The sequence below is a fragment of the Acinetobacter sp. 10FS3-1 genome (assembly GCF_013343215.1).
GTDB classification, from domain to species: Bacteria; Pseudomonadota; Gammaproteobacteria; order Pseudomonadales; family Moraxellaceae; genus Acinetobacter; species Acinetobacter lwoffii_C.
The window spans coordinates 1,128,386-1,152,569 of sequence record NZ_CP039143.1 but is presented as its reverse complement, the minus strand read 5'-3'; the positions used below and the strand labels follow the sequence as shown (position 1 = coordinate 1,152,569).

The 24,184-nt window shown below is 43.3% G+C and carries 26 protein-coding genes; 3 read left to right on the top strand and 23 right to left on the bottom strand.

The features are described from left to right. Positions 1-392 precede the first annotated feature (392 nt). On the top strand, positions 393-857 hold the full coding sequence (locus tag E5Y90_RS05400) for a MarR family winged helix-turn-helix transcriptional regulator (protein ID WP_151205119.1): 465 nt from the start codon (positions 393-395) through the stop codon (positions 855-857). Between the two features lie 76 nt (positions 858-933). Here the strand turns inward: E5Y90_RS05400 and E5Y90_RS05395 are convergent, their stop codons facing one another. From E5Y90_RS05395 to E5Y90_RS05375, 5 genes are all read right to left on the bottom strand, one after another. Next, the gene (locus E5Y90_RS05395; protein ID WP_174659617.1) at positions 934-1,596 is read right to left on the bottom strand and encodes an SOS response-associated peptidase; all 663 of its coding nucleotides are present in this window, start codon (positions 1,594-1,596) and stop codon (positions 934-936) included. An 83-nt stretch (positions 1,597-1,679) separates the two neighbouring features. After that, complete coding sequence (locus tag E5Y90_RS05390; RefSeq protein WP_174659616.1) at positions 1,680-3,125, bottom strand: aldehyde dehydrogenase family protein; 1,446 nt, start codon at positions 3,123-3,125, stop codon at positions 1,680-1,682. 149 nt (positions 3,126-3,274) lie between these two features. After that, on the bottom strand, positions 3,275-5,440 hold the full coding sequence (locus E5Y90_RS05385) for a malate synthase G (protein ID WP_174659615.1): 2,166 nt from the start codon (positions 5,438-5,440) through the stop codon (positions 3,275-3,277). A 368-nt stretch (positions 5,441-5,808) separates the two neighbouring features. Then, the gene (gene zapE / locus E5Y90_RS05380) at positions 5,809-6,960 is read right to left on the bottom strand and encodes a cell division protein ZapE (protein WP_151205116.1); all 1,152 of its coding nucleotides are present in this window, start codon (positions 6,958-6,960) and stop codon (positions 5,809-5,811) included. Between the two features lie 84 nt (positions 6,961-7,044). Next, positions 7,045-8,052 carry an AraC family transcriptional regulator gene (locus E5Y90_RS05375; protein WP_174659614.1) on the bottom strand — a complete coding sequence of 336 codons (1,008 nt, stop codon included), beginning with the start codon at positions 8,050-8,052 and terminating at the stop codon, positions 7,045-7,047. Positions 8,053-8,209: 157 nt separating this feature from the next. Between E5Y90_RS05375 and E5Y90_RS05370 the strand changes: the two genes are divergently transcribed. Continuing rightward, positions 8,210-9,718 (top strand): flavin-containing monooxygenase, encoded by a 1,509-nt coding sequence (locus E5Y90_RS05370; RefSeq protein ID WP_174659613.1) that lies wholly within the window; start codon positions 8,210-8,212, stop codon positions 9,716-9,718. Between the two features lie 48 nt (positions 9,719-9,766). Continuing rightward, positions 9,767-10,675, top strand: a complete 909-nt coding sequence (locus tag E5Y90_RS05365; protein ID WP_174659612.1) for a lysine exporter LysO family protein — start codon at positions 9,767-9,769, stop codon at positions 10,673-10,675. Between the two features lie 158 nt (positions 10,676-10,833). On the opposite strand, the gene pyrF is transcribed toward E5Y90_RS05365, so the two are convergent. The 18 genes from pyrF to E5Y90_RS05275 all read right to left on the bottom strand — a co-directional run bounded on the left by pyrF (position 10,834) and on the right by E5Y90_RS05275 (position 24,173). Then, entirely contained in the window at positions 10,834-11,514 is a 681-nt protein-coding gene (pyrF, locus tag E5Y90_RS05360; RefSeq protein WP_151205112.1) for an orotidine-5'-phosphate decarboxylase, read from the bottom strand. Between the two features lie 231 nt (positions 11,515-11,745). Next, positions 11,746-12,111 (bottom strand): lipopolysaccharide assembly protein LapA domain-containing protein, encoded by a 366-nt coding sequence (locus E5Y90_RS05355; protein ID WP_151206813.1) that lies wholly within the window; start codon positions 12,109-12,111, stop codon positions 11,746-11,748. A gap of 16 nt (positions 12,112-12,127) precedes the next feature. Next, a complete protein-coding gene (locus E5Y90_RS05350) occupies positions 12,128-12,436 on the bottom strand; it encodes an integration host factor subunit beta (RefSeq protein WP_151205611.1) in 309 nt (102 codons plus the stop codon). 164 nt (positions 12,437-12,600) lie between these two features. Next, positions 12,601-14,277 carry a 30S ribosomal protein S1 gene (gene rpsA / locus E5Y90_RS05345; protein ID WP_151206812.1) on the bottom strand — a complete coding sequence of 559 codons (1,677 nt, stop codon included), beginning with the start codon at positions 14,275-14,277 and terminating at the stop codon, positions 12,601-12,603. Positions 14,278-14,386: 109 nt separating this feature from the next. Next, positions 14,387-15,070 (bottom strand): (d)CMP kinase, encoded by a 684-nt coding sequence (gene cmk, locus E5Y90_RS05340; RefSeq protein WP_151206811.1) that lies wholly within the window; start codon positions 15,068-15,070, stop codon positions 14,387-14,389. 17 nt (positions 15,071-15,087) lie between these two features. Beyond that, positions 15,088-15,519 carry an SRPBCC family protein gene (locus E5Y90_RS05335; RefSeq protein ID WP_174659611.1) on the bottom strand — a complete coding sequence of 144 codons (432 nt, stop codon included), beginning with the start codon at positions 15,517-15,519 and terminating at the stop codon, positions 15,088-15,090. A 58-nt stretch (positions 15,520-15,577) separates the two neighbouring features. After that, complete coding sequence (gene tadA / locus E5Y90_RS05330; protein WP_151206809.1) at positions 15,578-16,093, bottom strand: tRNA adenosine(34) deaminase TadA; 516 nt, start codon at positions 16,091-16,093, stop codon at positions 15,578-15,580. A gap of 6 nt (positions 16,094-16,099) precedes the next feature. Beyond that, positions 16,100-17,221, bottom strand: a complete 1,122-nt coding sequence (locus tag E5Y90_RS05325; protein WP_151205049.1) for an enoyl-CoA hydratase/isomerase family protein — start codon at positions 17,219-17,221, stop codon at positions 16,100-16,102. Further along, positions 17,218-17,931 carry a uracil-DNA glycosylase gene (ung, locus tag E5Y90_RS05320; RefSeq protein WP_151205050.1) on the bottom strand — a complete coding sequence of 238 codons (714 nt, stop codon included), beginning with the start codon at positions 17,929-17,931 and terminating at the stop codon, positions 17,218-17,220. Before ung ends, E5Y90_RS05325 begins: the two co-directional genes overlap by 4 nt. A 44-nt stretch (positions 17,932-17,975) precedes the next feature. After that, on the bottom strand, positions 17,976-18,572 hold the full coding sequence (locus tag E5Y90_RS05315; RefSeq protein ID WP_151206807.1) for a 6-pyruvoyl trahydropterin synthase family protein: 597 nt from the start codon (positions 18,570-18,572) through the stop codon (positions 17,976-17,978). A gap of 146 nt (positions 18,573-18,718) precedes the next feature. Further along, positions 18,719-19,684, bottom strand: a complete 966-nt coding sequence (gspK, locus tag E5Y90_RS05310; protein WP_218955305.1) for a type II secretion system minor pseudopilin GspK — start codon at positions 19,682-19,684, stop codon at positions 18,719-18,721. Between the two features lie 12 nt (positions 19,685-19,696). Continuing rightward, positions 19,697-20,323, bottom strand: coding sequence for a type II secretion system minor pseudopilin GspJ (gspJ, locus tag E5Y90_RS05305; protein WP_151205052.1), 627 nt, complete (start codon positions 20,321-20,323; stop codon positions 19,697-19,699). After that, a complete protein-coding gene (gspI, locus tag E5Y90_RS05300) occupies positions 20,320-20,748 on the bottom strand; it encodes a type II secretion system minor pseudopilin GspI (RefSeq protein ID WP_174660564.1) in 429 nt (142 codons plus the stop codon). The genes gspJ and gspI overlap by 4 nt, the downstream gene beginning before the upstream one ends. Before the next feature lie 82 nt (positions 20,749-20,830). Beyond that, positions 20,831-21,370 carry a pilus assembly FimT family protein gene (locus E5Y90_RS05295; protein ID WP_174659610.1) on the bottom strand — a complete coding sequence of 180 codons (540 nt, stop codon included), beginning with the start codon at positions 21,368-21,370 and terminating at the stop codon, positions 20,831-20,833. A gap of 9 nt (positions 21,371-21,379) precedes the next feature. Next, complete coding sequence (locus tag E5Y90_RS05290) at positions 21,380-21,994, bottom strand: TetR/AcrR family transcriptional regulator (RefSeq protein ID WP_151205054.1); 615 nt, start codon at positions 21,992-21,994, stop codon at positions 21,380-21,382. 39 nt (positions 21,995-22,033) lie between these two features. After that, positions 22,034-22,807: a TatD family hydrolase gene (locus E5Y90_RS05285; protein WP_174659609.1), complete on the bottom strand. Its 774-nt coding sequence runs from the start codon at positions 22,805-22,807 to the stop codon at positions 22,034-22,036. A 28-nt stretch (positions 22,808-22,835) separates the two neighbouring features. Then, entirely contained in the window at positions 22,836-23,177 is a 342-nt protein-coding gene (locus E5Y90_RS05280) for a PilZ domain-containing protein (protein ID WP_151205056.1), read from the bottom strand. A 15-nt stretch (positions 23,178-23,192) separates the two neighbouring features. Then, positions 23,193-24,173: a DNA polymerase III subunit delta' gene (locus E5Y90_RS05275; protein WP_174659608.1), complete on the bottom strand. Its 981-nt coding sequence runs from the start codon at positions 24,171-24,173 to the stop codon at positions 23,193-23,195. Between the last annotated feature and the right edge of the window lie 11 nt (positions 24,174-24,184).

Below are 24,184 nucleotides of genomic sequence, written 5' to 3'. Positions count from 1 at the left end.
ATACTTCCATTCCTATTTACATGAATAACATTATTTTTTTTAAAGAATAGAGGCTTTATATACAGGCTAGAATACTGATTTAATATATTTTTCTTATATCAAAAAGCTTGAAATTTGCACATATTATTGATTAAGATAACGTCTAATTTTTTGGGGGCTAATCCGTGAAAAATCTGATGTCGTTTGGTCTGTGATTACACTTTTAATTGATTAAGCATCGGAACCGCCCTGAATTCTTGGGATTAAAGCAATTTATAAATAGTTTGGTTTTTATATTAAGAAGCTCTTAAAAAATGCCAAACAATTAACATTTTCTAAATAAAGGTTGAAACACATATAAACTTTTTCATAAAATGTTAATGCTTTAAAACAATAAATAAAAGGAACACTTTATGACTAAAAAATATGCAAAATTTCTACCTTGTGCCGACGACTTTAACCTGGAAAATTTTCCTTATTACTGGGTCACTCAAGTGCATGCGCAATATGTATTAAATGTAGACCACGCGCTGAAAAAATATGGGGTAGATAACTCGCGTCGCCGTATTCTTCTGGCTCTAAAGTCCAAACCCCATGCCAGCGTGTCCGATCTCTCTGAAATGGTGGTATCGAAAATGTCGACCACCACCAAGATCGTTTATCGACTCAAAGATGAAGGTTTAGTAGAAACTTATTCTTGTGAAGATGATGCGCGTATCACACGTGTCGTACTCACAGAAAAAGGGATGCAAATGACTCACAAGATTAACGACCTGACCAATGTGGTACTTGAACAGTCTTTTGATGGGCTTACTCCACTGCAAATTGAAAAGACCATAGAAAGCTTACGTCATATTTTTAAAAATTTGGCTCGTTAAACTGTTGTTCTTTCTTGTCTAGTGGACGAAATCAATAACTATAATAATGCACGATACGTCACGAGTTGCTAGAATTTCAAGAATCAAAAAAGTTCAGTTGCAAACTATCTTTCTTGATTCTTTCTTTTGGCACATGTGAGCATTCAAATTCTTCGACTGGAAAGCCTTCTACAAAGCTGCGTATATCAGCATGCTTCAAGCTTAGCCATTCCTCCAAACGCTCATGTGGAATCACAATCACGGAGCGTTTAATATTGCCCGGCTCATGAAAGTCTTTCATCATAGGATGGTCGATTGCATCCATGGTAAGCATGGTGGCAGAGCGCACCACTTCATTCTGTATCCGTGCAATTTCATACAGCGCTGCAATAAAGGTCGCTTTGCCATCTTTACGCCTTACTCCCCAACGCTGCGGTTTATGATCAAAGTATTTTGACTCATAAAACTCTGATACTGGAATCACCCCAAATTTGCACTTTGCTGTTGCCTCGGCAAAAGTCGGTTTTTGTAATAAGGTTTCATTTCTTGCATTGTAGGTTTTCAGCCCAATTGTTTTATCTTCTGCCCATTTGGGAATTAAACCAAAATTTACTGAACGCCATTCTAAAGCCTGGCCAGAATTAAATAACAAAGGCACAGCATAATTGGGATACACTTCCTCAGAATATTCAAAAGGAATTTCCGGCAATCCCAAATCATGTAATTGTTCTATAGTTAAAGGCTTAAAATTGGCGCACATAGCTCACTGAACGTAATTTCTCTCTTGCTAATTATAAGCCATGTTTTGCCTGAAAACCTGTAGTGATTTTATACAGCTTCGTATTATACATTAGGTAGTGTAACCCACTGGGTACGGGTAAATTCCTCAAAAATCCAGCGTCCATTAAACCGCCCCAGGCCGGAGTTTTTTTCACCACCGAAAGGAGCATTTGGCTGGTCAGCCACCGTTATTCCATTGATATGGCTCATACCAATATCTAACTGTGCCACAAAGTCCAGACCGCGTTCCATATTCGAGGTACATACCGCACTGGACAGGCCAAAACGGGTATCATTCGCCAGTTCTAAAGCATGAGCCTCATTACGGGCTTTCAGGATCGGTAAAATAGGTCCAAAACTTTCCTCCTGTGCCAGTTCTGTTTCAGGTGCGACTTGAGTAAAAACATGTGGATAAACCAGATTCCCCTCAATTCCCCCCTCATAAACCAGCTGGGCGCCCTGTTCTTTGCCTCTTTGAATCAAGTGCTGATGTTTCTTGACTTGACTCTGGTTAATAATCGGCCCAATCAGAGTTTCAGGCAGATTAGGATCCCCGACAGGAATAGTTTTAATCCGCTCAAGCAGTTTTTCTACATATACATCATGAAGCGAAGCATCCACAATGACACGATTGGTGCTCATGCAGATTTGCCCTTGATGAATAAAACGTCCCATTACGGTTAACTCAACCGCCAGATCCACGTCAGCATCATCCAGAATCACCAAAGGGGCATTTCCACCCAACTCCAGCGCTATCCGTTTTATTCTGCTACTGGCTAAAGCCTTGGCGCCTACATTTTGTCCGACTTCGGTAGAGCCAGTAAAAGAAATCATTTTGGGCACCGAATGCTCAACAAAATAATCACCAATTTCGCTGCCTGCACCCGCAATAATATTCAGCACTCCTGCAGGAACACCGGCTTCTTCAAATAATTTTCCGAGTAATGTTCCACCTGTCACTGGCGTATCACTTGCCGGTTTGAGCACTACAGTATTACCACAGGCAATTGCTGTTGCGACAGAACGCATAGATAAATGAAATGGAAAATTCCAGGGACTAATTACCCCAATGACCCCCAAAGGCTTGCGCAATACCCAGCTTTTACGTTGCGGATCCTGGCTTTGCAACTCTTCAGTCTGCAACTGATCTGGAAAACTTTGGCTTTCTTTAATCATGCCCAAAGCCGCTTCGACTTCAAGACCCGCTTTTAGACGGGTACTACCGGATTCAACAATCAGCCAGTCAATGATTTCTTCACGGCGTAACTGAATAATCTGGTGCAGTTTATGCAAAACATCCTGACGCAATTGCACTGATTTCAGCGCAGCTTCCTGAAAAGCCTTAATTGCAGCAGTATAGGCAGCATCCACATCTGCCGTACTGGCTGCCTGTAAATTAAAAATAAGATCCTGCGTATAAGGATTAAGGTTTTGAATAATTTTTTGTGAGCGGCCTGGCTGCCATTTTCCTGCAATAAACTGCTGATCCAGAGCTGTATAATGTACCATTCTGTTACCTATTGTTTTTGATCTCTCTGCTTACTTTATCAGAACAGTTTGGCTTTGCCAGTTCATTTCCTTTTGGCTAGGTTAGCGTTCTCCCATTCCACTCAGGCATAAAAAAAGCCCCCGAAGAGGCTTTTTTAAATTAACAGGGATTAATCACCTGTATAACCTTTAAGTTTCAAACGTGCTGCGTGTAATAGCGGCTCTGTATAACCTGAAGGCTGTTCGCCTCCTTTAAAGATCAAGTCAGAAGCTGCCTGGAACGCAATATTGTTTGCAAAGTCGGCTGACATTGGCGTATACAGTGGATCATTGGCATTTTGCTCATCCACAATTTTTGCCATGCGCTGCATCACATCTTCAACCTGCTCACGCGTTACGATACCGTGACGTAACCAGTTCGCTACGTGCTGGGAAGAAATACGTAAAGTTGCACGATCTTCCATCAGGCCCACATTATTAATGTCTGGCACTTTAGAACAGCCTACACCCAGATCAACCCAACGAACCACATAACCCAAGATACCCTGACAGTTATTTTCCAGTTCTTTCAGCTTCTCTTCTTCAGACCAGTTAGTGTCAGTCGCAAGAGGTGGGGTTAACAAGTCATCGAGTGGCAATGCTTCAGTTGACAGTAATTCCTGCTGGCGGTCTGCCACATTGATTTGATGATAGTGAATTGCGTGAATGACTGCACCAGTAGGAGACGGAACCCATGCACAACTTGCACCTGCTTCTGGATGCTCACTCTTGGTTTTGTACATGTCTAGCAGCATGTCCGGTTTTGGCCACATGCCTTTACCAATTTGCGCTTTACCACGTAAACCGGTTTGCAGACCCACCATCACGTTACGATTTTCGTATGCTGGGAACCAGATTTGACCTTTCACTTCACCCTTACGAACGAATGGACCCGCTTCCATAAAGGTATGAATTTCATCACCGGTACGGTCCATGAAACCTGTATTAATGAAGATCGTGCGATCTTTAGCTTGCGCAATACAGTTTTTCAGGTTGACAGATGTACGGCGCTCTTCATCCATAATCCCGATTTTCAGGGTTTTTGCAGGAAGACCGAGTGCCTGTTCAGCACGCTCAAACAGCTCAACCGCAAATGCAACCTCTTCAGGACCATGCATTTTTGGCTTCACAATGTACATAGAACCTTTGCGTGAGTTCTTGATCGTGTTTTCACCTTTGATGTCTGCAAAAGACAGCAATGGCGTAATTAACGCATCCATGATGCCTTCGTAAATTTCAGCACCATCAACCAGAATCGCCGGGTTAGTCATTAGATGACCTACGTTACGAAGTAACATTAATGAACGGCCATGAAGCTTGGTCTCGCCGCCTTCCAGGTTTTTGAATGTACGGTCAGCATTTAATTTACGAGTAATGGTCTTGCCATTTTTCTCGATAGACTCTTCCAGCGTACCTTTCATCAGGCCTAACCAGTTACGGTAGCCTTCAACTTTCTCTTCTGCATCTACGGCCGCGATAGAATCTTCTAAATCCTGAATAGTTGTTACCGCAGCTTCAAGAACAATGTCTTTTACGCCGGCTGCATCTGCCTGACCAATCTGGCTATCTGCATCAATCTGGATAATTGCGTGCAGGCCATTATTTCTTAATACGATTTCAGATGGTGACGCTGCTTCGCCATTAAAGCCAACAAATTGTGCTGCATTTGCAAGAGTGGTCGTTGAACCATCTTTTAAACTAACAACCAGCTTGTCGCCTTCAACCGCATATTGCGTAGCCTCTGCATGTGAGCCTTGTGCCAGTGGGAAAGTTTCATTCAGGAAGTTTTTCGCGAATGCAATAACCTTCTCACCACGTTTAGGGTTATAGCCTTTACCTTTTTCAGCTCCATCTTCTTCAGAGATGACGTCAAAGCCATAGAGTGCATCATATAATGAACCCCAGCGCGCATTGGCTGCGTTCAGGCAGTAACGTGCATTACGTACTGGAACCACCAGCTGCGGGCCTGCCAGTACTGCAATCTCTTCGTCTACGTTTTCAGTGCTGATGCGGAAATCTTCTACTTCTGGTAGCAAGTAGCCAATTTCAGTCAAGAAAGCTTTGTAAGCTTGTAATTCAAATGTGTTATTGCGATGCCATTCATCAATTTTAGCCTGAATCTCATCACGCTTAGCCAAAAGTGCTTTGTTTTTAGGGCTAAGATCAACAACGACTTGTTCAAAGTTTTTCCAGTAGGTTTCACTGTCCAAACCAGAACCTGGTAGTGCTTCATTTTCGATAAAATCGTAAAGTTCTTTAGCAATCGCTAACTTGCCTTTTTGAATACGTGCAGTCATTGTCTTTCCTGATATTGCTACTTTTTATACAAGAGATTCTAGTATACCGATTAAAATCTAGCTGAATAGTATTATCACATTGCTAAATACCGAGCATTTTTCCAATATGAATACCCTCATCATATTCATATAAGATCGTATTTAATTCGTGGATCTATCATTCTGCTAAATACCCTAATGACAGTGTATAAAGTTTTTGAAATGGAGACATTAGACTTAAGTTCAGATTTTTGAATAAAAGTTGTCCGTTCTTTTTATACAAGGTCATATTTAGATCAAGATTAAGCCATGTTTAATCGCGGTTGTCGACTCTTTCAAATTTTATGCTGATAAAAAAAGTGCCGGTTGAAGACCAGCACTTTTGACTTTTATTCAGGCTCACTTGAGGCAATTTTTTCAATCTGGCGATGCTCTGAGCACAGATATTCATCCGACTGCATCTCTAGTAGACGTGAACGGGTCCGTTCAATTTCAAAGGCCAGCTTCTCACCTTGGTAAATATCAATGATATTATCCTCCGAGGTGAGCAGCAATTTGACTCCACGGTCATAAAATTCATCGACCAGATAAATAAAACGGCGGGTTCCGTCGTTCAGGAAATCGGTTAAATGCGGCACATTACTGACCAGCACAGTATTATAAATATTGGAGATTTCAATAAAGTCAGCCGGACTGCGCGGTTTTAGACACAACTCTGAAAATTCACACCATAATACGTCTTCAGTATGTGCCACTGTTTCTACGATACGATTATTGATAATAATCGGTTCCTGAGATTGAACCTGGGTCTGGGTCAAGGCCTTAAAGCGTTGAGCCATCCAGTTTTTATTTTCATGCGTTAATGGATATTTAAATAGCTGTGCCTGCTTTAGCACACGCAGACGGTAATCCACGCCTGCATCGACATTTAGAATCACACAATTTTTCTTGACCAATTCAATCGTAGGCAAAAAGCGATCACGGTGAATGCCGTTTTTATATAGACCATCCGGTGCAATATTGGAAGTTGCCACCAAGGTAATCCCACGCTCAAAGAGTTTCTGAAACAAATCGCTCAGAATCATGGCATCCGTAACGTTGGATACAAAAAACTCATCAAAACAGATAATGACCGCTTCTTTATAAATTTGATCGGCCACGGAATCTAATGGATTACGCTGGCCCGATAATTTGTTTAATTCACGATGTACATATTGCATGAAATGATGAAAGTGCATGCGAGTTTTGCGGCGAAATGGAATCGACTCATAAAACTGATCCATCAACCAGGTTTTTCCACGTCCCACACCGCCCCACATATATACCCCTTTGGGTGCAGTTTGGCGACGAAAACGGCGAAAGGCTTTTTTAGACGCCTTAAAACGCTGTATCAATTCCAGCCAGACACGGTTCAATTCATGTACTGCCATGGCCTGTGCATCATCCGGCATAAACTGCCCCGAAGATAAAGCCTGCGCATAACGTTCTGCAGGAGAAATCGGATTAAAAGCGGTACTGTGCTGAGAATTAAAATCGGACATAAAATTTCGTACTATTTAGGATCAATTTAATTATAGCGAAGTTCAATGGTCACGCTATAACACTTTGGCATAAACAAACTTAGGCTATTTTACATATTGTCGCGGACTTTGCCCAAACCAGCGCTTAAACGCATGATTAAAAGCCGCCGGCTCAGAATAGCCCAAGAGCTCTGCAATCATTTCAATGGAATACTGTTTATACTCAATTAACCGCAAAGCTTTGTCTTTAATAATCTCTTCTCGAATCTGCTTATAACTGGTCCCCACTTGCTGTAACTGATGGCGCAAGGTGCGCTCAGGAATACTCAGGGCTTGTGCAGTTTCTGCCATTGTCGGCATCATCCCGTTTTGCAACTCCAGATAATCTTGTACCCGCTGTACCACAGTCGGTGTATTTTCATCTTCATGCAAACGCTGCACTTCGGCCAGACATTTAGCTTCATAGAGTGCAAAAGTCACTGCATCCTCTGAAGGAATCCTGATATCCAATACCGCTTCATCAAACCAGAATGCAGCACTTGTACTCGAATACTGAAGCTGCGGACCATAATAGTCACGGTACATTTTCTGGATATCAGGATTTTCCGGCTGGGCAAATGGCAGCTCGACCTTTAGATCAGGCCTGGCCAATCCCATCATTCTGTAAATATCCTGAATAAACTTATAAGTTCCTGAAATTTCACATTGGGCACGAAGTTGACCCAGGGGGGTCAGTAAATCTTCAGGCTGATAACACAACGCCACCGCATGCGCTGAACGCTTCAGGCTTAAATGTCCTGTCAGATGTGTCAAACCCTGATATTCAATGCCTTTTTTAAGCACCGTAGCGATATTATCACTGGTCACCAGCAACATCAGCAAAGGTCCATAGCCAGCAAGTGCATAATGTTGTCCAATTTCCAGGCCTGCCTCTGCTGCAACAGATTCACCAATCACCCTGAACACATCTTTTTCAAGCTCAGGATGAATCACAGCTGCAGGATCAAGAGCATCTGCATGTATACCAATACCCTGCAAACGCTCATCCACATCTACGCCTGCCTTGCGCATTCCCTGAATTATATACAGTAAACCCAGAATTGATCTTTTCATAAGTTTTTCAAATTCAGAACGTCTTTTATTTTTTACTATATTAAGGCACAGTTGCAAATTGCCGAATATATCAATATTAATGTCATCGGCATCATGTTATCGCGCTAGAAACTCTATTATGCTGGGTTAAAAATATGTATATCAGGAATATAAAAATATGCGAGATGCATCATCTACACAGAATATTCAAAAAACCACAATAGCAATTATAGGGGCTGGATTTGGTGGCCTTGGCATGGCCATACGCCTGCTCCAGTCAGGAATCAGAGACTTTATCATTCTTGAAAAAGCAGATGATGTCGGTGGAACATGGCGTGAAAACCAGTATCCCGGTGCAGCATGTGATGTACAGTCGCATCTGTATTCCCTGTCCTTTGCCCCGAAGACCGATTGGAGCAAACGTTATGCCGAAGCTCCTGAAATTTTTGCCTATATTCAGGATCTGGCTCAAAACTATAACCTGAAAAACTACTGTCAGTTTAACAGTGAGGTAAAATCGGCAAGCTATCAGGAAAATGACTGCGAATGGCATCTAGAACTAAACAATAATCGTAAAGTGATTGCTCAGTTCATGGTCTTGGCTTCGGGTCCCTTGCATGTACCTCAAATTCCTCATATCAAAGGCATTGAAAAATTTAAGGGTAAAGTATTCCACTCCTCCCACTGGGATCACGAATACAATCTGACTGACAAAAATGTAGCCTCAATTGGCACCGGTGGCAGTGCCATTCAGTACATTCCAAAAATTGCAGTTGAAGTCAAAAACCTGTATGTATTCCAGCGTACCGCAGCCTGGGTAATTCCACGTGATGAGCGGGTCTATCAGGCTCTGGATAAAAAGCTGTTCAGCCGCTTTGACTGGTTCCGAAAAATTCACCGTGCGCGGCTTTACTGGTCGAATGAATCGCGGGTTGTACCTATTGTTCAACCACAGATCATGAAATATGGACAGAAACTGGCTGAAGCGTTTATCCGTTATCAGGTCAAGAATAAGGCCACTGCAAAAAAACTGACCCCTGACTATATTATGGGATGTAAGCGCATCCTGATTTCCAACACCTACTTCCCGACCTTCAACCGTCCAAATGTTGAACTGATTACTGAAGGCATTCAGGAGGTTAGGGAAAATACTATTATTACCCAAGATGGGAAAGAACGTCCCATCGACTGCCTGATTTATGGGACTGGCTTTATTACCGATCCAAGAATCTATCTAAACTCCTTTGCATGTTATGGTCAAAATGGTCTTGAACTGAAAGATGCCTGGAAAACGGGAGCGGAAAGTTATTACGGCATCTGCACCAAAGGTTTCCCGAACCTGTTCCAATTGCTGGGTCCCAATACCATACTTGCGCACAACTCGGTTATTTTTATGATTGAATCCCAGATAAATTATATTCTACAGCTGATTCAGCTGGTAAAACGGACACAATGTGAAGCCATTGTGGTAAAAGACGACATTCAGGAACAGTTTAACCACGATATTCAGGAACAGCTAAAAGGTACAGTATGGCAATCGGGCTGCGTCAGCTGGTATCAGCAGGATGGTGGTAAAAACTTTGCCCTCTGGCCAACCTATACCTGGAAATACTGGTTACAGACCCGCAAACCAAATCCGGCAGCTTACAGATTGCTGAATAAATCTTCAGGAAACCGTGCAGCTTAAACATGATTTGGTCATAATAGGCAGGTATTCCATTACCTGCCTATTTGTATGCAATCTTTGTGGCTTATTTTTCAGTTACTGTTTTGTCTGTTTTTCGGCTTTGTTCTGGCAAAAAGAATTCCGGAGTGGCTGGAAAAATTCGCTTTTAAAATATTGCCTTATTTTACCTATATTCTATTGATTGCGATTGCAATTGAGTTTTCTCAGACGCTGCACAGCATTACCAGCCCATCGCTAATTCTCTCTAGTTCCCTCAGTATTGCGCTTGCAACTTCTTTAGGCGCTTTTATCTGCTGCTATGCGCTCTATAAAGCTATAGGTGTTACGCCCTTGCAGGGAAAGGTGTCTGCTGAATTATTGCTAAGCTCCCTGATCAATATCAGCTATGCCTTCATTGCACTTGGTTTGGGTTATGCAATTGCTGAATTTTCCAGCCACCATGATTACAGCTTGCATATCAGTACCTGGTATTTATTACTGGTCTATATGCTGCTGATCGGGCTTGACTTAGCCTACTCTCCCCTAGATAAATCCTGGCTGAACTGGCGCATCATGCTGGTTCCTGTGGGCTGTATTATAGGCTCATTATTGGGTGTGGTCTTATATTCGTTCTGGAACTCGCACATCACCTTAAAAGACCTGATCATGCTTTCACAAGGATATGGTTTCTATTCAATGTCCGGTGTGGTCGTAACCGAACTTAAAAATGCAGAGCTTGGCAGTATCGCACTGATGAATGACCTGTTCCGGGAGATTTTTGCCATTCTGTTTATGTACATGATCGGATGGCGCTATCCACGTTCTGCAATTTCATCTGCCGGCGCAACCGCGATGGATGTCACTTTACCCATGGTGAAACAGGCATGTGGCAATGACTTTATTCCTCATGCAATGGTTAGCGGTTTTGTGTTATCGGTATTGGCACCGATTTTAGTCAGTGTATTGGCGGCAATCTAAACTGGGTTTTAAACTCTGACTCATCACCATTTGCGAAAATCTCTCGCTCTTTTAAAGAAAGACTAGAAAATTGCAAACCTAATCATTACTTCTTAGTGTCTATTTTCTTTATCCATAAAAAAGCCTTTCAGTTGAAAGGCCTTTTTATGCTGCAAGACTTACAAAGTCAGCAAAATATCTTTTAACATCTGACGAGGATTTTGCGATTTCGTAATCGGACGACCAATCACTAAATGCGTAGCACCATCTAGCATCGCCTGCTTTGGTGTCAAAATACGCTTTTGGTCATCGGCACTTGAGCCTTCTGGACGAATACCCGGGGTGACCAACGCAAACTCTGCACCTAAATTTTCACGCAGCATTTTTGCTTCTTGAGCTGAACATACCACCCCATCCAGACCGCTCTCTTTAGTCAATTTCGCAAGACGCTTAACCTGCTCAAAAGGCTCAATATCCAGCCCCAAATCCGCCAGATCTTCACGCCCCATTGAGGTTAATACTGTGACTGCAATCAGCTGGGTATTATAGTTCCCGGCCTTTAAACGCTCGACACAGGTTTCCATCATTTTACGTCCACCCGAAGCGTGAACATTCACCATCCACACCCCCATATCCGCAGCAGCACATACCGCTTGTGCAGTTGTGTTTGGAATATCGTGAAATTTTAAATCTAAAAATACTTCAAAACCTTCACCGTGTAAGGCTTTAACAATAGAGGAGCCCTCATGGGTAAATAGTTCTTTACCGACTTTTACACGGCATAATTGAGGGTCTAATTGTCCGGCAATAGTCATTGCGTCATAATGACTTTTCGCATCTAAGGCAACAATAATACTCATGAGGAGACCCTTCAAACTGACAAAATTAAGGCATTATACGGATTAAGCCAAAAACGACCAAGAATATTTTTAAAATCAATTTAAAATTCAAACCAAGCTCTTTATTTTTATGCTTTTTATAGTTTTTAATAGTGTAAAGCCTAATAAAAAAACGCCTTTGAGCTGAACTTAAAGGCGCTGAAATTAATATATTTGCATATTCAGTCAAGACCTCTGACTGCATACACTAATTTAAAGGGGTGTAGATGGTCGATCATTAGGGTTAATATCTAATACTGTTTTTTCATGGCGGCTCTGGGCAGCAGCCTCAGCAGCCATCATTTTCGCAGTATTTAACTGTTCTTTACGCAGATGATCAATATCTTTATGGAGTCGTTTAATTTCCCAACTGGTTTGAAATACACGGAATACTTGCACGCCCAATAATAAGCCAACAACGACCCCTAAAGATAAAGTAAGTAACAGTAATAGCCCCAGACGCATGGCTGGAACCTGAGTGAAAAGCAGGTCTACTGATAACTCGGTGCCATTTTGTAAAACAAGAGCCAATGAATAACCAAAAAGTACCAGTAAAAGAACAACCAGAATGTAACGCATAGCTACCCCGTAAATATTATGGCTTCATTGCCGATTCGTTTACTGCGTCACGTAAGGCTTTACCAGGCTTGAAATGTGGAACAGCTTTTGCTGCCACCTCTACTGACTTACCTGTTTTTGGGTTACGACCCACACGAGGCTCACGATGATGCAGTGCGAAGCTACCAAATCCGCGGATTTCAATACGGTTGTCGGCTGATAAAGCCTCAATCATTTGATCAATCATGATTTTAACCGCTTCTTCCACCAATGGCTCAGCCAAATGTGGATTCTTCAATGCAATACGCTCTATTAAGTCAGACTTATTAAGTGCTTCAGTAGTCATCTGCGACCTCTTTAATTATCAAGCTACTTGGGATCTATTCCCAGATAATAACCTGTTTAAATACAAAACGGTAGCGCAATAATTAAATACTACGCTACCGTTTACAGTATTTGTATAGAAAGTATCAGTTAACTTACATTAACAATACATTCCATCATCTACTATTAATTGTTCATTTGCGCCTTGATCAAGTCACCAATAGTCTTAGGACCATTGTCTTGAGCTACAGCAGTAGTTTTCAGGTTAGCAACTGCTTCTTTCTCTTCAGCTTCATCTTTCGCTTTGATAGACAAGTTGATAGAGCGAGATTTACGATCTACGTTGATAATCTTAGCTTCAACTTCTTGACCAACTTCTAAGAATTTAGTCGCATCTTCAACGCGGTCGCGATTGATTTCAGATGCTTTAAGAGTTGCTTCAACTTCGTCAGCTAACTTAACAGTAGCGCCTTTAGCGTCAACTGCAGTTACAGTACCTTTCACCAGCGCACCGCGTTCGTTAGCCGCCAAGAAATCGTTGAATGGATCGCTGTTCAACTGCTTGATACCAAGGCTGATACGGTTGCCTTCAGCATCTACAGACAGGATAACCGCTTCAACAGTGTCACCTTTCTTGTAGCGACGGATAGCTTCTTCGCCTTGCTCGTTCCAAGAGATGTCAGACAAGTGAACCAGGCCATCGATACCGCCTGGTAAACCGATGAAGATACCGAAGTCAGTGATTGACTTGATCGTACCTGAAACTTTTTCACCTTTATCGTGGTTCTTAGCAAACTCTTCCCATGGGTTAGCACGAGTTTGTTTGATACCAAGAGAGATACGACGACGCTCTTCATCAACTTCAAGAACCATCACATCAACTTCGTCACCGATCTGAACAACTTTAGATGGGTGGATGTTTTTGTTTGTGTGGTCCATTTCTGAAACGTGTACTAAGCCTTCAACGCCTTCAGCGATTTCAGCGAAGCAACCATAGTCAGTTAAGTTAGTTACACGAGCTTTAACGATAGAACCTTTAGGGTAACGGCTCATGATCGCTAACCATGGATCTTCGCCTAATTGCTTAAGGCCTAAAGATACGCGATTACGCTCACGGTCAAACTTAAGTACTTTAACAGTAACTTCTTGACCTACTTCAACAACTTCTGATGGGTGCTTGATACGTTTCCAAGCCATGTCAGTGATGTGAAGAAGACCGTCAATACCGCCAAGGTCAACGAACGCACCATAGTCAGTAAGGTTCTTGATTGTACCAGTAACTGTTTGACCTTCTTCAAGCTGAGCAAGAAGCGCTTCACGGTCAGCTGAAGATTCAGCTTCCATAACCGCACGACGTGAAACAACAACGTTGTTACGTTTAGCATCAAGCTTGATAACCTTGAACTCTAACTCTTTACCTTCAAGGTGAGTCGTGTCACGGATAGGACGAGTGTCTACAAGTGAACCTGGTAAGAACGCACGTACTGGACCGATGTCAACAGTGAAACCACCTTTAACTTTACCAGAGATAACACCAGTAACGATTTCGCCGTCTTCAAAGATTTTTTCAAGTTTAGTCCAAGTTTCAGCGCGTTTAGCTTTTTCGCGTGAAAGAACTGTTTGACCCATACCGTTGTCAAGTGCTTCAACAACTACGTCAACTGTGTCGCCTACTTGAACTTCAAGTTCGCGTTGTTCATTTAAGAACTCCGCACGGTCAACAACACCTTCAGATTTAAGACCAGTGTCAACAGTTACCCAGTCAGAGTCGATGCTTACTACAACGCCCTGGATGACAGCGCCCTTTTCAACGTTGAGGTTTAATTCACTTTCTTCAAAGAGGGCTGCAAAAGATTCGGTCATGATATTTCCGATAAAGTCAGCGGTCTTGGATCAGACAAGGCCGGTTTAATTAAGCATCTACATAGTCCTTATAAAACTGATCAAGCTATGCATTTGCTGAAAAAATAGGTTATTTGGCTAAGCGCTGATTGACATAAGTGGTCATCAGCCGGAATACTTCATCGATATTCAGATCAGAACTATCGATAATGTACGCATCATCAGCAGGCTTGAGCGGAGCAACTGTACGCTCCATATCTCGTTTATCCCGCGCCTGAATATTAGCTAAAATGTCGTTTATTTTAACATCCAGCCCCATTCCCTGCAACTGCTTTAGGCGCCTTTGCGCACGTGATTCGGCCGATGCCGTCAAATAAATTTTGGCTTGTGCCTGAGGAAAAATCGCAGTCGCCATATCTCGACCATCGGCCACCAGGCCGGGCGCCTGTGCAAAAGCATGTTGACGCGCCACCAACGCTGCTCTAAGTTCAGGAATTGCGGCTACTTTTGAGGCAAACTCCCCCACCCGTTCAGTACGGATCGTTTGAGAAACATCTTCGCCCTCTAAAAGTACCTGAGTCCCGGCAATACTGCTGACAAACTGTATATCTAAATTTGTTGCAGATTGTATGCACTCTGCGAGCCGCTTATCCATTTCCTCCAGCAAGCCATGTTGATGCAATGACAGCCCTAAAAGACGATATAAGGCACCTGAATCCAATAGATGAAACTGATAATGGTCTGCCAGTTTCGCAGCCAAGGTGCCTTTACCAGATCCACTTGGACCATCAATAGTAATAATTTGAACTGTCATTACGTTTCCGTTGTTGTTTAAACAGATTTTGCAAGTTTTGCGAGTCCTAGTTTAATCCCAGTTTTTAACTGTGCAAGGATCAATTTACTGGTCAAAGGAACACGCGTCTGCAATTCGATAGTATAAGTCACCAAGGTTTTATCCGCCTCTTTTTCCTCAAACTCAATAATACCCAAATGATGCTTGATCAGAGGATTTTTAACAATTTTATATTCAATTCGCTGATTTTCTTCGAGTAAAGTAATCTGTTCCTTTAACGGTTTGACTGGACCGATTCCCATGCTCCGCACTGAACCCACTCCATCGGGACGTTCAGCATCAGCAGAATCCTTAATACGCTCGACCTGTAATGGCGCAAAGGCAATATTATAAGTTGCATGTTTGGACAGCAAATCAAAAACCTGAGCAACAGATGCGGGAAATTCTTTTTTGACTTGAATAGAGTTCATTATTTTTCCTGTGTATGACTTGTTTTAAGGTGAGAAAATTCTAGCGGATAATATTCATTTATTTTTGGGTATTGCGTAACTTTTCTTGTCGCTTGAGCTCACGCTTCTGTTCGCGGCGCTGCTTAAAAAAAATGCTCAGCTGTTCGGAGCATTGCTGCTGCATACAGCCTGCTTCAAAGGAAAAGACATGGTTATAATACCCAGTTTCAAAAAGCTTGCGGGCGCTAACCAAAGAACCAGCTTTCGGCTCGGTCGTTCCGAACACCACCCGAGATACGCGTGCATGTACCAATGCTCCTACACACATGGTGCAAGGCTCCAAGGTTACATAGAGTACAGCATCATCGGGCAGGCGATAATTTTGCAGATTATGGCAGGCTTCACGTAACGCCACGATTTCGGCATGGGCTGTAGGGTCGTTCAGGGAGATAGGCGCATTGAATCCACGTCCAATTACCTGCTGTTGACTTACAATCACTGCACCCACAGGAATTTCCCCCTGTTCGGCAGCCAATGCAGCCTGCTCATAGGCAAGCTGCATCCAGTCTTCATCTTTATAGTGTGTTTCAGACATTCAGCTTCAGATCACACCATAATGCTTGAGCAATTCATTCCAGCTTTCAATCGTCGTGACAGGAGGGTTGGCTGAAAGAATTCCTTTCAGACTTAAATCGCTTCCTTGGCTCCATTCTGGTGACAGATCTTTATCGACCAGGCGGGCACGCACCCCCTCGACAAAGTCCGCATGACGAATTTTCCAGTCGGAAATCTGGGTTTCCAGTTCAAATACTTCATTCCAGGAATGAACCTGCTTCCCCCATTGCCACAATAACCAGGTCAATGCGGCCGTAGTCGGTGAACCTTTTTGCAGATTTTCACTGGCCTGACGCAACCAGTCACTACGCGCATCACTTAAACCGATAATCGACTCATAGTCATGCTCAAAGTTCAGCCCACGGCAAACACTTTGAATGACATCGAGTGAGTTTTGTAATGGTCCTGGGCCTACCGGACGATGCATGCTGTTCAGCGTATCATCAATTGCTCGAAAATCGCCTGCCGGATAATGATCCCAGTCAATATTCACCACCCTGTTCAGAACAGTGTCACGTGCAGCATCACAGATATGCGTTGCCCAGCCAATTCCATAAGCACCTGCGGCTGTCATAATCGAGCCGGTCAAACCAGTAAACAGGCCAATCGCGCCACGATCCGCCAGGAAGCGTGTTGCACCAACATCCGGATACAGACCAATATTAATTTCTGGCATCGCCAGACGGGAGTACGGTGTTACCAAGCGGAATGGCGCGGCCATAAACAGGCCCAGACCGCCGCCCATAACATAGCCTTCACCCCATACCAATATGGGTTTTGCATAGTTATGCAATAGAAGATCCAGCGCATATTCTTGTTCAAAAAATTTATTGGCTGTCGCTACTTCATCATTGATAACCAATTGACGCAGCTTGCGCACATCTCCACCCGCACAAAATGCTTTGGGCGTAGTAGAATCCAGCCAGATTGCTTTTACATTTTCATCCGTATAAAAATCCTGAAAAACTTCAAGCAATGCCGTCACAATCGATTCATCGAGAGCATGTAAGGATTTCGGACGATTCAAGCGAACAATGCGCCACCCGTTGTGCGCTTCTTCAACAATCAAATCCGGATGATAAGATTTATTTACAGGAGAGTAAGTCATGCGTCCAGCTGCCAATCTATAGGCTCAATGCCATGTTGTTTAAGATAATTATTTGTTTTTGAAAACACTTTGCAACCAAAGAAACCACCCCGGTTTGCAGCTAAAGGCGAAGGATGAGCAGCCTTTAATACGAGATGTTTATTCTGGTCAATGCGCTGTCCTTTACGCTGTGCGTATGCGCCCCAAAGGATAAAGACAATATGTTCGCGCTGTTCATTTAAGATGTCAATCACGTGATCGGTAAACTCTTCCCACCCACGTTTTTGATGCGAAGTCGGCTGACTGGCTTCTACCGTCAGGACAGCATTGAGCAATAGCACCCCTTGCTCTGCCCAGTGGGTTAAATCGCCATGCTTAGGGCTTTCCACCCCCAGATCATTGTGCAATTCATGAAAGATATTACGTAAAGAAGGCGGCAATGGTACGCCCTTCTGCACCGAAAAACTTAAGCCATGTGCCTGATTCGGACCATGATAAGGGTCCTGCCCTAAAATCACTACTTTAACCCGATCCAGCGGAGTAGTATTTAAGGCATTAAAAATCAGATGATTCGGTGGATAAATAATTTTATCTGCTTTTTTCTCTTCAATTAAAAACGCTTTTAACGCATCCATTTTGGAACCGAGCAAAAAATCACTCAAAGCGTATTTCCAGCTTTCATCTAACTGAACTTTACTCAGTTTAGCCATTTGCTGTTCATTTAAAGACATTCTTCAATCCTAAATCTATGTCAGTATGCGTCAGTCCTGCGCTTTTAGCGTTTGACCTGTAAATCCACAGTCGGGTTGTGAAAGGCGATTCCCTGTTTCAGTTTATTATACATCTGCGGCTCAGTCCATTCGGCCTGTACCTGCTCTGAAAACTCAATCTGATCTAGAGTCAATAACCCCATCTGCTCATTTTCAATATCTTCCAGGAAGCTTTGTGCATAGCCAGTATCCGTCTCATGCACAATTACTGAATATACTTCGACATCCCCTTCACCATTCTGGGTGACGGTCGAGGCCAGCACTTGCTGTGCCAGAAAGAAGAAAATACGGGAAAACTGTTCCGCAGAGGGCGACACAGGCAAAGAGATCCAACGTGCACTAAACTTCTTGCAAGCCTGAATATACTCCGGATCGTCCTGCTGCCAGAAACAAATGGCATGATCAAAAGAATCATAAAGGTCTTTAATTACACCTTTGAGCAAACCAAAATCATAGACCATCTGACCATGATCCAACTTCGACGCTTTTAGCAGTAACTCGACTTTATAACTATGACCATGAATCGAACGCTTGCAGCGGTCCGATGTGCAGTTACGCACAATATGAGCATTTTCAAATTTAAATAACTTACGAATTAACATATGCCCTAATATCGTCAAAAAATAGGTGAATATCTTTGGATTATAGACCAAAAGTGGATAAAGAAGGATTAATTTTGCTGTTCAGGCTGATGGGAAAAAAGGATCATGTAGATGAACAATGACTTGGGCACTTTTAACCTGTCAAATTAAAACGGCGCCATACTGCGATATGCGATATGAACCTGCTGTTCCTGACGCACTAAATCGCTGCTGAACTGGCGCTTGCGTTCACTCAGCATCACTTCAATCCGGGCCTTGAAATAATGAGATTGTATGCCTAATAAATTATTGACCAGATTACGTTTATCGGCACCGACCTGACTAAAAGGTTCAATGGCCCAAAGCTCTGACACACTGGAAAAATGCTCCAGATTTGCCTGACGTTTTTCCAGAACTTGCTGTATGCCATGAATATCCAGCTTTTCATCCATACTGGCCAGAAGAAAAGCTGATGCGGTATTAATATTCACCGGACTATCCGATAGTGGAGCAGCGGTTACATACGGGGCAATCAGTTGATATTTATTTTCCTCAAAGCCGCGTACCAATTTTAGCTGTTCCACACTATGAAATTTGGTGTTGGGAGGCAGGGCCGCATCTAGCAGGCTCTGGTAATAATTGGACTCTGCCCCCATAGGCCCGACAGGTCTATCATCAGCATCCTGCCAATCAATTACCGCTTCACTGAGCTGCTCAGGCAATCCGGCACGCTTTAAAATTTGCTCAAACCATATCTTGGCATGCTCATTAACATTACCTTCCTGGGTAAGCAGACTGTTTAGGTTGAACTTGCCCGATTCATCTTGCAATACCCCCGAGACATACCCGTCTTCCACCGGGAAAGCAGGCATGGGCTGAGCCCAGGTTTCATTTAAATGGTCTACATCTGGGGCATTTTTAGCATCATCGACCAACAACTCAGCAAAAAAAGCTTCTGCACTTTTGGCATACATTAAAGACTGATTTTGGCGCATTAAATAAGCCGTACTTTCCGCAGTGGCCGTCTGGCGCTTTGCAATAGTGGCCGCGAGAATTGTAGCCAATGCTACCATGACCAGAATGGTGATCAGTGCTATACCCTGCTGCTGTTGAATCGCGATCGTTTTCTTCATCTGTATTTCTTGTTATGGTTGGCCTTGGGGAGCAAGCAGAAAATCTGTATTTAGCAGGCTGAATATCCATTCATAATTCACCCCATTTACGGTTAATTTGATTTTAATGCCTTTCGGCAGGCGCTGTTTTTGCGCCACCTGGTTGAGATCAGCTGAAGAATCTGGCCACTGAGTCAGCTCATTCGGATTGAGCACTAAAATTTCAAATTGTTCGACATGATTGAGCAAGACGCTGGATTCTGGCTGATCACGTCCGGTCTGGTTCAGATTACGGTATTTTAAACGGTAAAGCTTTTGCTCCTCTGAACGGTACTGGTATTCCACGCGTTCATCAGGCGAAATACCTTCCTGCAAAGGATCAGTTACGCCTGTTTTACTAAAATTAAAACGTCCATTTTGTAAAACCAGTGCAGGTTGAATCTGGCCATTTATATTGGCTGTCAGTGGTACCGCCTGCACCGTATCACGTAAAATCTGCTGATAAGTATCCTGCAACTGGTTTAAACGGTATTCATGCATCGCATTCTGGTCTTTGCTTTTATTAATATAATCAAAAACCTGCCAACCTAGTGCAGAAAGCACCGCAAAAATGGTAATGGCGACCAATAATTCAACTAAGGTAAATCCTTGAGGCTTCATGGTACTGGATTCTTACGGTGATTAAAAAATGTCAGGGTGCTAATACCAGATTCCACTTGCCCACTTTCAGTATTAATGAGACTAACTTGTAACTCAATCCGCTGCACATTGGGGCTAATAGTCGGCTCGCTCCGTTTATCAATCTGCCAGGTTTCGTTCTGCTGGGTGAGTTGCCTTGAAGATGTTCCACTCAGCCACTCCTGATTGATTTCCATTTGTGCCGCTTCATTCAATGCAACAAATTGGGCTTTAGTTCTAAGTACTGCATGGGCAGTAGACTGGGTATATTGCATCGCCACTTTGGTCAGGGTCATGGCTGCTGTAGCAAAGATGGCCAAAGCCACCATAACTTCTAGCAAGGTAAAACCTGAGGCAGACTGAAATCGGCTCTTCTTGGAGCGAAAAGCACCTGTTTTGCAAATCATTTTGGAAACGGTGCTTGTGAAGTGAGCGTCCGCAAGGTCTTGTTTCGGCACTCGGTTCAATACAGCCCCATGCATGAAATCTTTAGCCGGCATTGATTTTACCCAGATGATCAATTTCTATTGGATGGCCTACTTCACGGTTTTCTAGAAAAAACTGGATACGTACCGGTTTCACTTCACCATTGCCCAGCCAGATCAGCTTGGGCGTATCTGCCTGAGTCAGGTCAGGGTTCTGAGCATTTGTATAACGCTGTTCCAGAGCCTGCACCTGAAAAGACACCTGCTCCGGTAAATTACGCAGCTTAAATTCTGCATAATTCTGCCATTTTTGTGCATTGATCGTGGACTGGGTCTGTGGTCGATATTCCGTGACCGCATAACGAAACGGCGTCACATCTGTCGCAGGCTGAATAGTCAATGCCAATATACGTGACTGATCATTGGCTTCTCTTAAAATACGCTGTAGGTCCAGCAGCAGAACTTCCCTCGCCTGCATGGCTTTACGCTGCTCGACCCCGCCTGTATTTATCAAAACCAATGAGGCCATAATTCCCATAATCACAATGACGACCATTAGTTCTACTAAGGTAAATCCACGGATGTGATAAGGAGAACTGGTCATATCCAAACCTTAGACCAATTGCCCGACTGAATGCACGTGTTTGGGCAAGGCCAGAGCCTGATCAATATAAGCGACCCGCAAAGTATCTCGTGAACCCAGATAACGCTGATAGAAGCTGGAATTCAGAATTGCTGCCGCACCATAAGTCAGTGACCAGATTGAGGCCAGATAATCACGTACCGACATACTGCTATTGATGGAAGCCAGATAAGTTTCAGTCATACGGATAATCAGACGTAAACGCTGTTTACGCACCTGATAAAGTTCGCTAAACAGATGCTGAATTCCCACACCCGTTGTTGAAAGTCGTTCTTCAATCTGGTGAAACAGGACCGTACGTTCAGGATGATGTAAATGGTGCAGCATAAAGAAAGCCAGATGTTCAGGAAAAGCCTTGTCACTGTCCTGGATCATTTCCAGCAACATGCGCTCATTACGGATAATCAGCAGCATGTACAGTTCATCTTTACTTTGAAAGTGTTTATAGAGTGTCCCTTTGGCCAGATCAAGCTCGGCAGCAAGTGCATCCAGAGTCATGCCTGCTTCACCATTTTCCAGCAGAAGCTGCTCTGCCACTTGAAAAATTAAGGTTTCTCTTGCTCGAAACTGAGCCTGACGATCCATCTTCACCCTATAACTCTCTTGTCTCTTATCTAACTTTATTTACTTTAAATTAAGCAGGTTCTCAAAGTTTTGCTTTGTGATTTCAGCCATTTCTTCTAGCGACTTATCATATACATCGCAAAGCGCTTTGGCTACATAAGGAACGTATTTAGGCTCATTAGATTTACCGCGATACGGCATAGGAGCCAGATAAGGACTATCCGTTTCAATCAGCACACGATCCAGCGGAACCTGCTTAGCAACGTCACGCAGATCCTGTGCATTTTTAAAAGAAATAATGCCTGAAAATGAAACATAGTAGCCGCAGTCTAAAACGGCTTTGGCGGTTGCCCAATCTTCGGTAAAACAGTGCAAAATACCATGTGTAGATTTTTCTGCACGAATGATGTCAACTGTATCGTGCTTGGCCACGCGGGTATGCACCACCACCGGTTTTTTCACGATTTGTGAAGCATGAATATGACGGGCAAAACAGTCTTTCTGTTCAGAAATGAAGTCGGTACTATGATAATAATCCAGGCCAGTCTCGCCAATTGCCCAGACTTTTTCAGGCTGCGCCAGCTCCACCAGATATTCTGTGGTGGCGCGCGCCATAGTGGCAGCTTCTTCACAAGGATGAACGCCGACGGTATAACCGACATCTGCATGACGCGCCGCAATCTTGGCCAGCTCGATATGATCATCCAGATCGACCGAGATACTCATGAACTTTGATACACCTGCTTCACGAGCCTGCGCAAGGGCCTGATCCAGATCACCATCATAAGGTGTTAAATCAAGCATCGTTAAATGACAATGAGTATCTACAAACACAATGAGTTTCCTACCAAAGGTAAATTAACTACATAGTGTAACTTTTACGTCCTACAGATTTAAGACCTGCAACCAGACGTTCTGCTTCATTTTTGAAAAAAACGCCTTTTTCACCTGTCAACTGGATCCCGAAGCCTTGTGGTTTGAGGCCATTTTGCTTCTGGGACACCCAGATCACTTTACCGGTTAACGGAATTTTCTGGCTTTGTTCAGGCAAAGTGGTTAATACAAAAACCTCCTCACCGAGTTTAACGGGCTGCTTGGAAGGAATAAAAAGTCCACCACCCACCACATAAGGCATGTAACTGGCAAAGAGCGTTTCCAGATCCGCTATATTGGCATGAATAATCCCGCCCATACGTGGTTGCATATCGTTTCCCCTTAATTAAAGATTCATCAGTTTGATACACAATTCATCGAGTACCAGATTACTTTGTACGTTCTGCTCGAGATATCGCTTGGCTTGCTGAAAATCTTCATAAATCTTAAAAAGTGTTTCTAATGAATATTGTTCGGCCAGCACATCGAAGTTCAAATCAATGTTTTTTACCGCCTGATTTAGCTTGACACAAATCAAATCGGACAACAAGTATTCAAACATTTGACCAAATTCACCAAAACTCAAGCTTTTATTCCACTTGGTCGCAATTGCCATCGGCATATTTTTTTGGGTGACCAGTTTGGTCCAGTCTGCCAGAAATTCCTGACGTAAAGGCAGCCAGCTACCTTGAGCCACTTCAACTGCCTGTAAAGGCATCTGATTTGACAGGCTCATCAGCAGCTGTTGCTGGCTTGAACCTGCGTCAGGCAATTGTTGCTGCACATACGCACTAAACTGCTCAGCTGAAATCCGGTCCAAAGCAAAGTGTTGCAGGCGACTCCGGATTGTGGCCGGTAATTTCAGATAATGATCGGCGAGCAGGATAATAACAATATTTTCACCCGGCTCTTCCAGGGTTTTTAACAAGGCATTCGAAGAGGCAATATTCAGGGCTTCTGCCGGTTCAATCACAATGACCCGCCAGCCATCTACGGTCTGTTGCACAAAAGGCAAAAGATCGCGGATTTTTTCAATCCTGATTTTGGCGTTCTGTTTTTTATTGTCTTCATCCGTGCTGATGTGCACATAATTCGGATGGGTATCGGCTTTGAGCCACTGACAGCTGCCGCATTCACCACAGGCCCCGGCAGGCTGACGATTCAGGCACAATATCCAAGCCAAAAACTGCTGGCTAAAAGCTTCTTTACCGCAACCTTTTTTCCCATAAAATAATAACCCATGCCCCAGTTTGGGAAAACGGCCAGTCAACGTTTCCCAAACCTGTTGCTGCCATGGATAAATCTGTGCTTTGACATCAAAAGGCATGTATTTGACTC

Coding starts and splice junctions, on each gene's coding strand:
- E5Y90_RS05400 (WP_151205119.1), top strand. CDS start 393: ATGACTAAAAAATATGCAAAATTTCTACCTTGTGCCGACGACTTTAAC.
- E5Y90_RS05395 (WP_174659617.1), bottom strand. CDS start 1,596: ATGTGCGCCAATTTTAAGCCTTTAACTATAGAACAATTACATGATTTG.
- E5Y90_RS05390 (WP_174659616.1), bottom strand. CDS start 3,125: ATGGTACATTATACAGCTCTGGATCAGCAGTTTATTGCAGGAAAATGG.
- E5Y90_RS05385 (WP_174659615.1), bottom strand. CDS start 5,440: ATGACTGCACGTATTCAAAAAGGCAAGTTAGCGATTGCTAAAGAACTT.
- zapE (WP_151205116.1), bottom strand. CDS start 6,960: ATGTCCGATTTTAATTCTCAGCACAGTACCGCTTTTAATCCGATTTCT.
- E5Y90_RS05375 (WP_174659614.1), bottom strand. CDS start 8,052: ATGAAAAGATCAATTCTGGGTTTACTGTATATAATTCAGGGAATGCGC.
- E5Y90_RS05370 (WP_174659613.1), top strand. CDS start 8,210: ATGCGAGATGCATCATCTACACAGAATATTCAAAAAACCACAATAGCA.
- E5Y90_RS05365 (WP_174659612.1), top strand. CDS start 9,767: ATGCAATCTTTGTGGCTTATTTTTCAGTTACTGTTTTGTCTGTTTTTC.
- pyrF (WP_151205112.1), bottom strand. CDS start 11,514: ATGAGTATTATTGTTGCCTTAGATGCGAAAAGTCATTATGACGCAATG.
- E5Y90_RS05355 (WP_151206813.1), bottom strand. CDS start 12,111: ATGCGTTACATTCTGGTTGTTCTTTTACTGGTACTTTTTGGTTATTCA.
- E5Y90_RS05350 (WP_151205611.1), bottom strand. CDS start 12,436: ATGACTACTGAAGCACTTAATAAGTCTGACTTAATAGAGCGTATTGCA.
- rpsA (WP_151206812.1), bottom strand. CDS start 14,277: ATGACCGAATCTTTTGCAGCCCTCTTTGAAGAAAGTGAATTAAACCTC.
- cmk (WP_151206811.1), bottom strand. CDS start 15,070: ATGACAGTTCAAATTATTACTATTGATGGTCCAAGTGGATCTGGTAAA.
- E5Y90_RS05335 (WP_174659611.1), bottom strand. CDS start 15,519: ATGAACTCTATTCAAGTCAAAAAAGAATTTCCCGCATCTGTTGCTCAG.
- tadA (WP_151206809.1), bottom strand. CDS start 16,093: ATGTCTGAAACACACTATAAAGATGAAGACTGGATGCAGCTTGCCTAT.
- E5Y90_RS05325 (WP_151205049.1), bottom strand. CDS start 17,221: ATGACTTACTCTCCTGTAAATAAATCTTATCATCCGGATTTGATTGTT.
- ung (WP_151205050.1), bottom strand. CDS start 17,931: ATGTCTTTAAATGAACAGCAAATGGCTAAACTGAGTAAAGTTCAGTTA.
- E5Y90_RS05315 (WP_151206807.1), bottom strand. CDS start 18,572: ATGTTAATTCGTAAGTTATTTAAATTTGAAAATGCTCATATTGTGCGT.
- gspK (WP_218955305.1), bottom strand. CDS start 19,684: ATGAAGAAAACGATCGCGATTCAACAGCAGCAGGGTATAGCACTGATC.
- gspJ (WP_151205052.1), bottom strand. CDS start 20,323: ATGAAGCCTCAAGGATTTACCTTAGTTGAATTATTGGTCGCCATTACC.
- gspI (WP_174660564.1), bottom strand. CDS start 20,748: ATGATTTGCAAAACAGGTGCTTTTCGCTCCAAGAAGAGCCGATTTCAG.
- E5Y90_RS05295 (WP_174659610.1), bottom strand. CDS start 21,370: ATGACCAGTTCTCCTTATCACATCCGTGGATTTACCTTAGTAGAACTA.
- E5Y90_RS05290 (WP_151205054.1), bottom strand. CDS start 21,994: ATGGATCGTCAGGCTCAGTTTCGAGCAAGAGAAACCTTAATTTTTCAA.
- E5Y90_RS05280 (WP_151205056.1), bottom strand. CDS start 23,177: ATGCAACCACGTATGGGCGGGATTATTCATGCCAATATAGCGGATCTG.
- E5Y90_RS05275 (WP_174659608.1), bottom strand. CDS start 24,173: ATGCCTTTTGATGTCAAAGCACAGATTTATCCATGGCAGCAACAGGTT.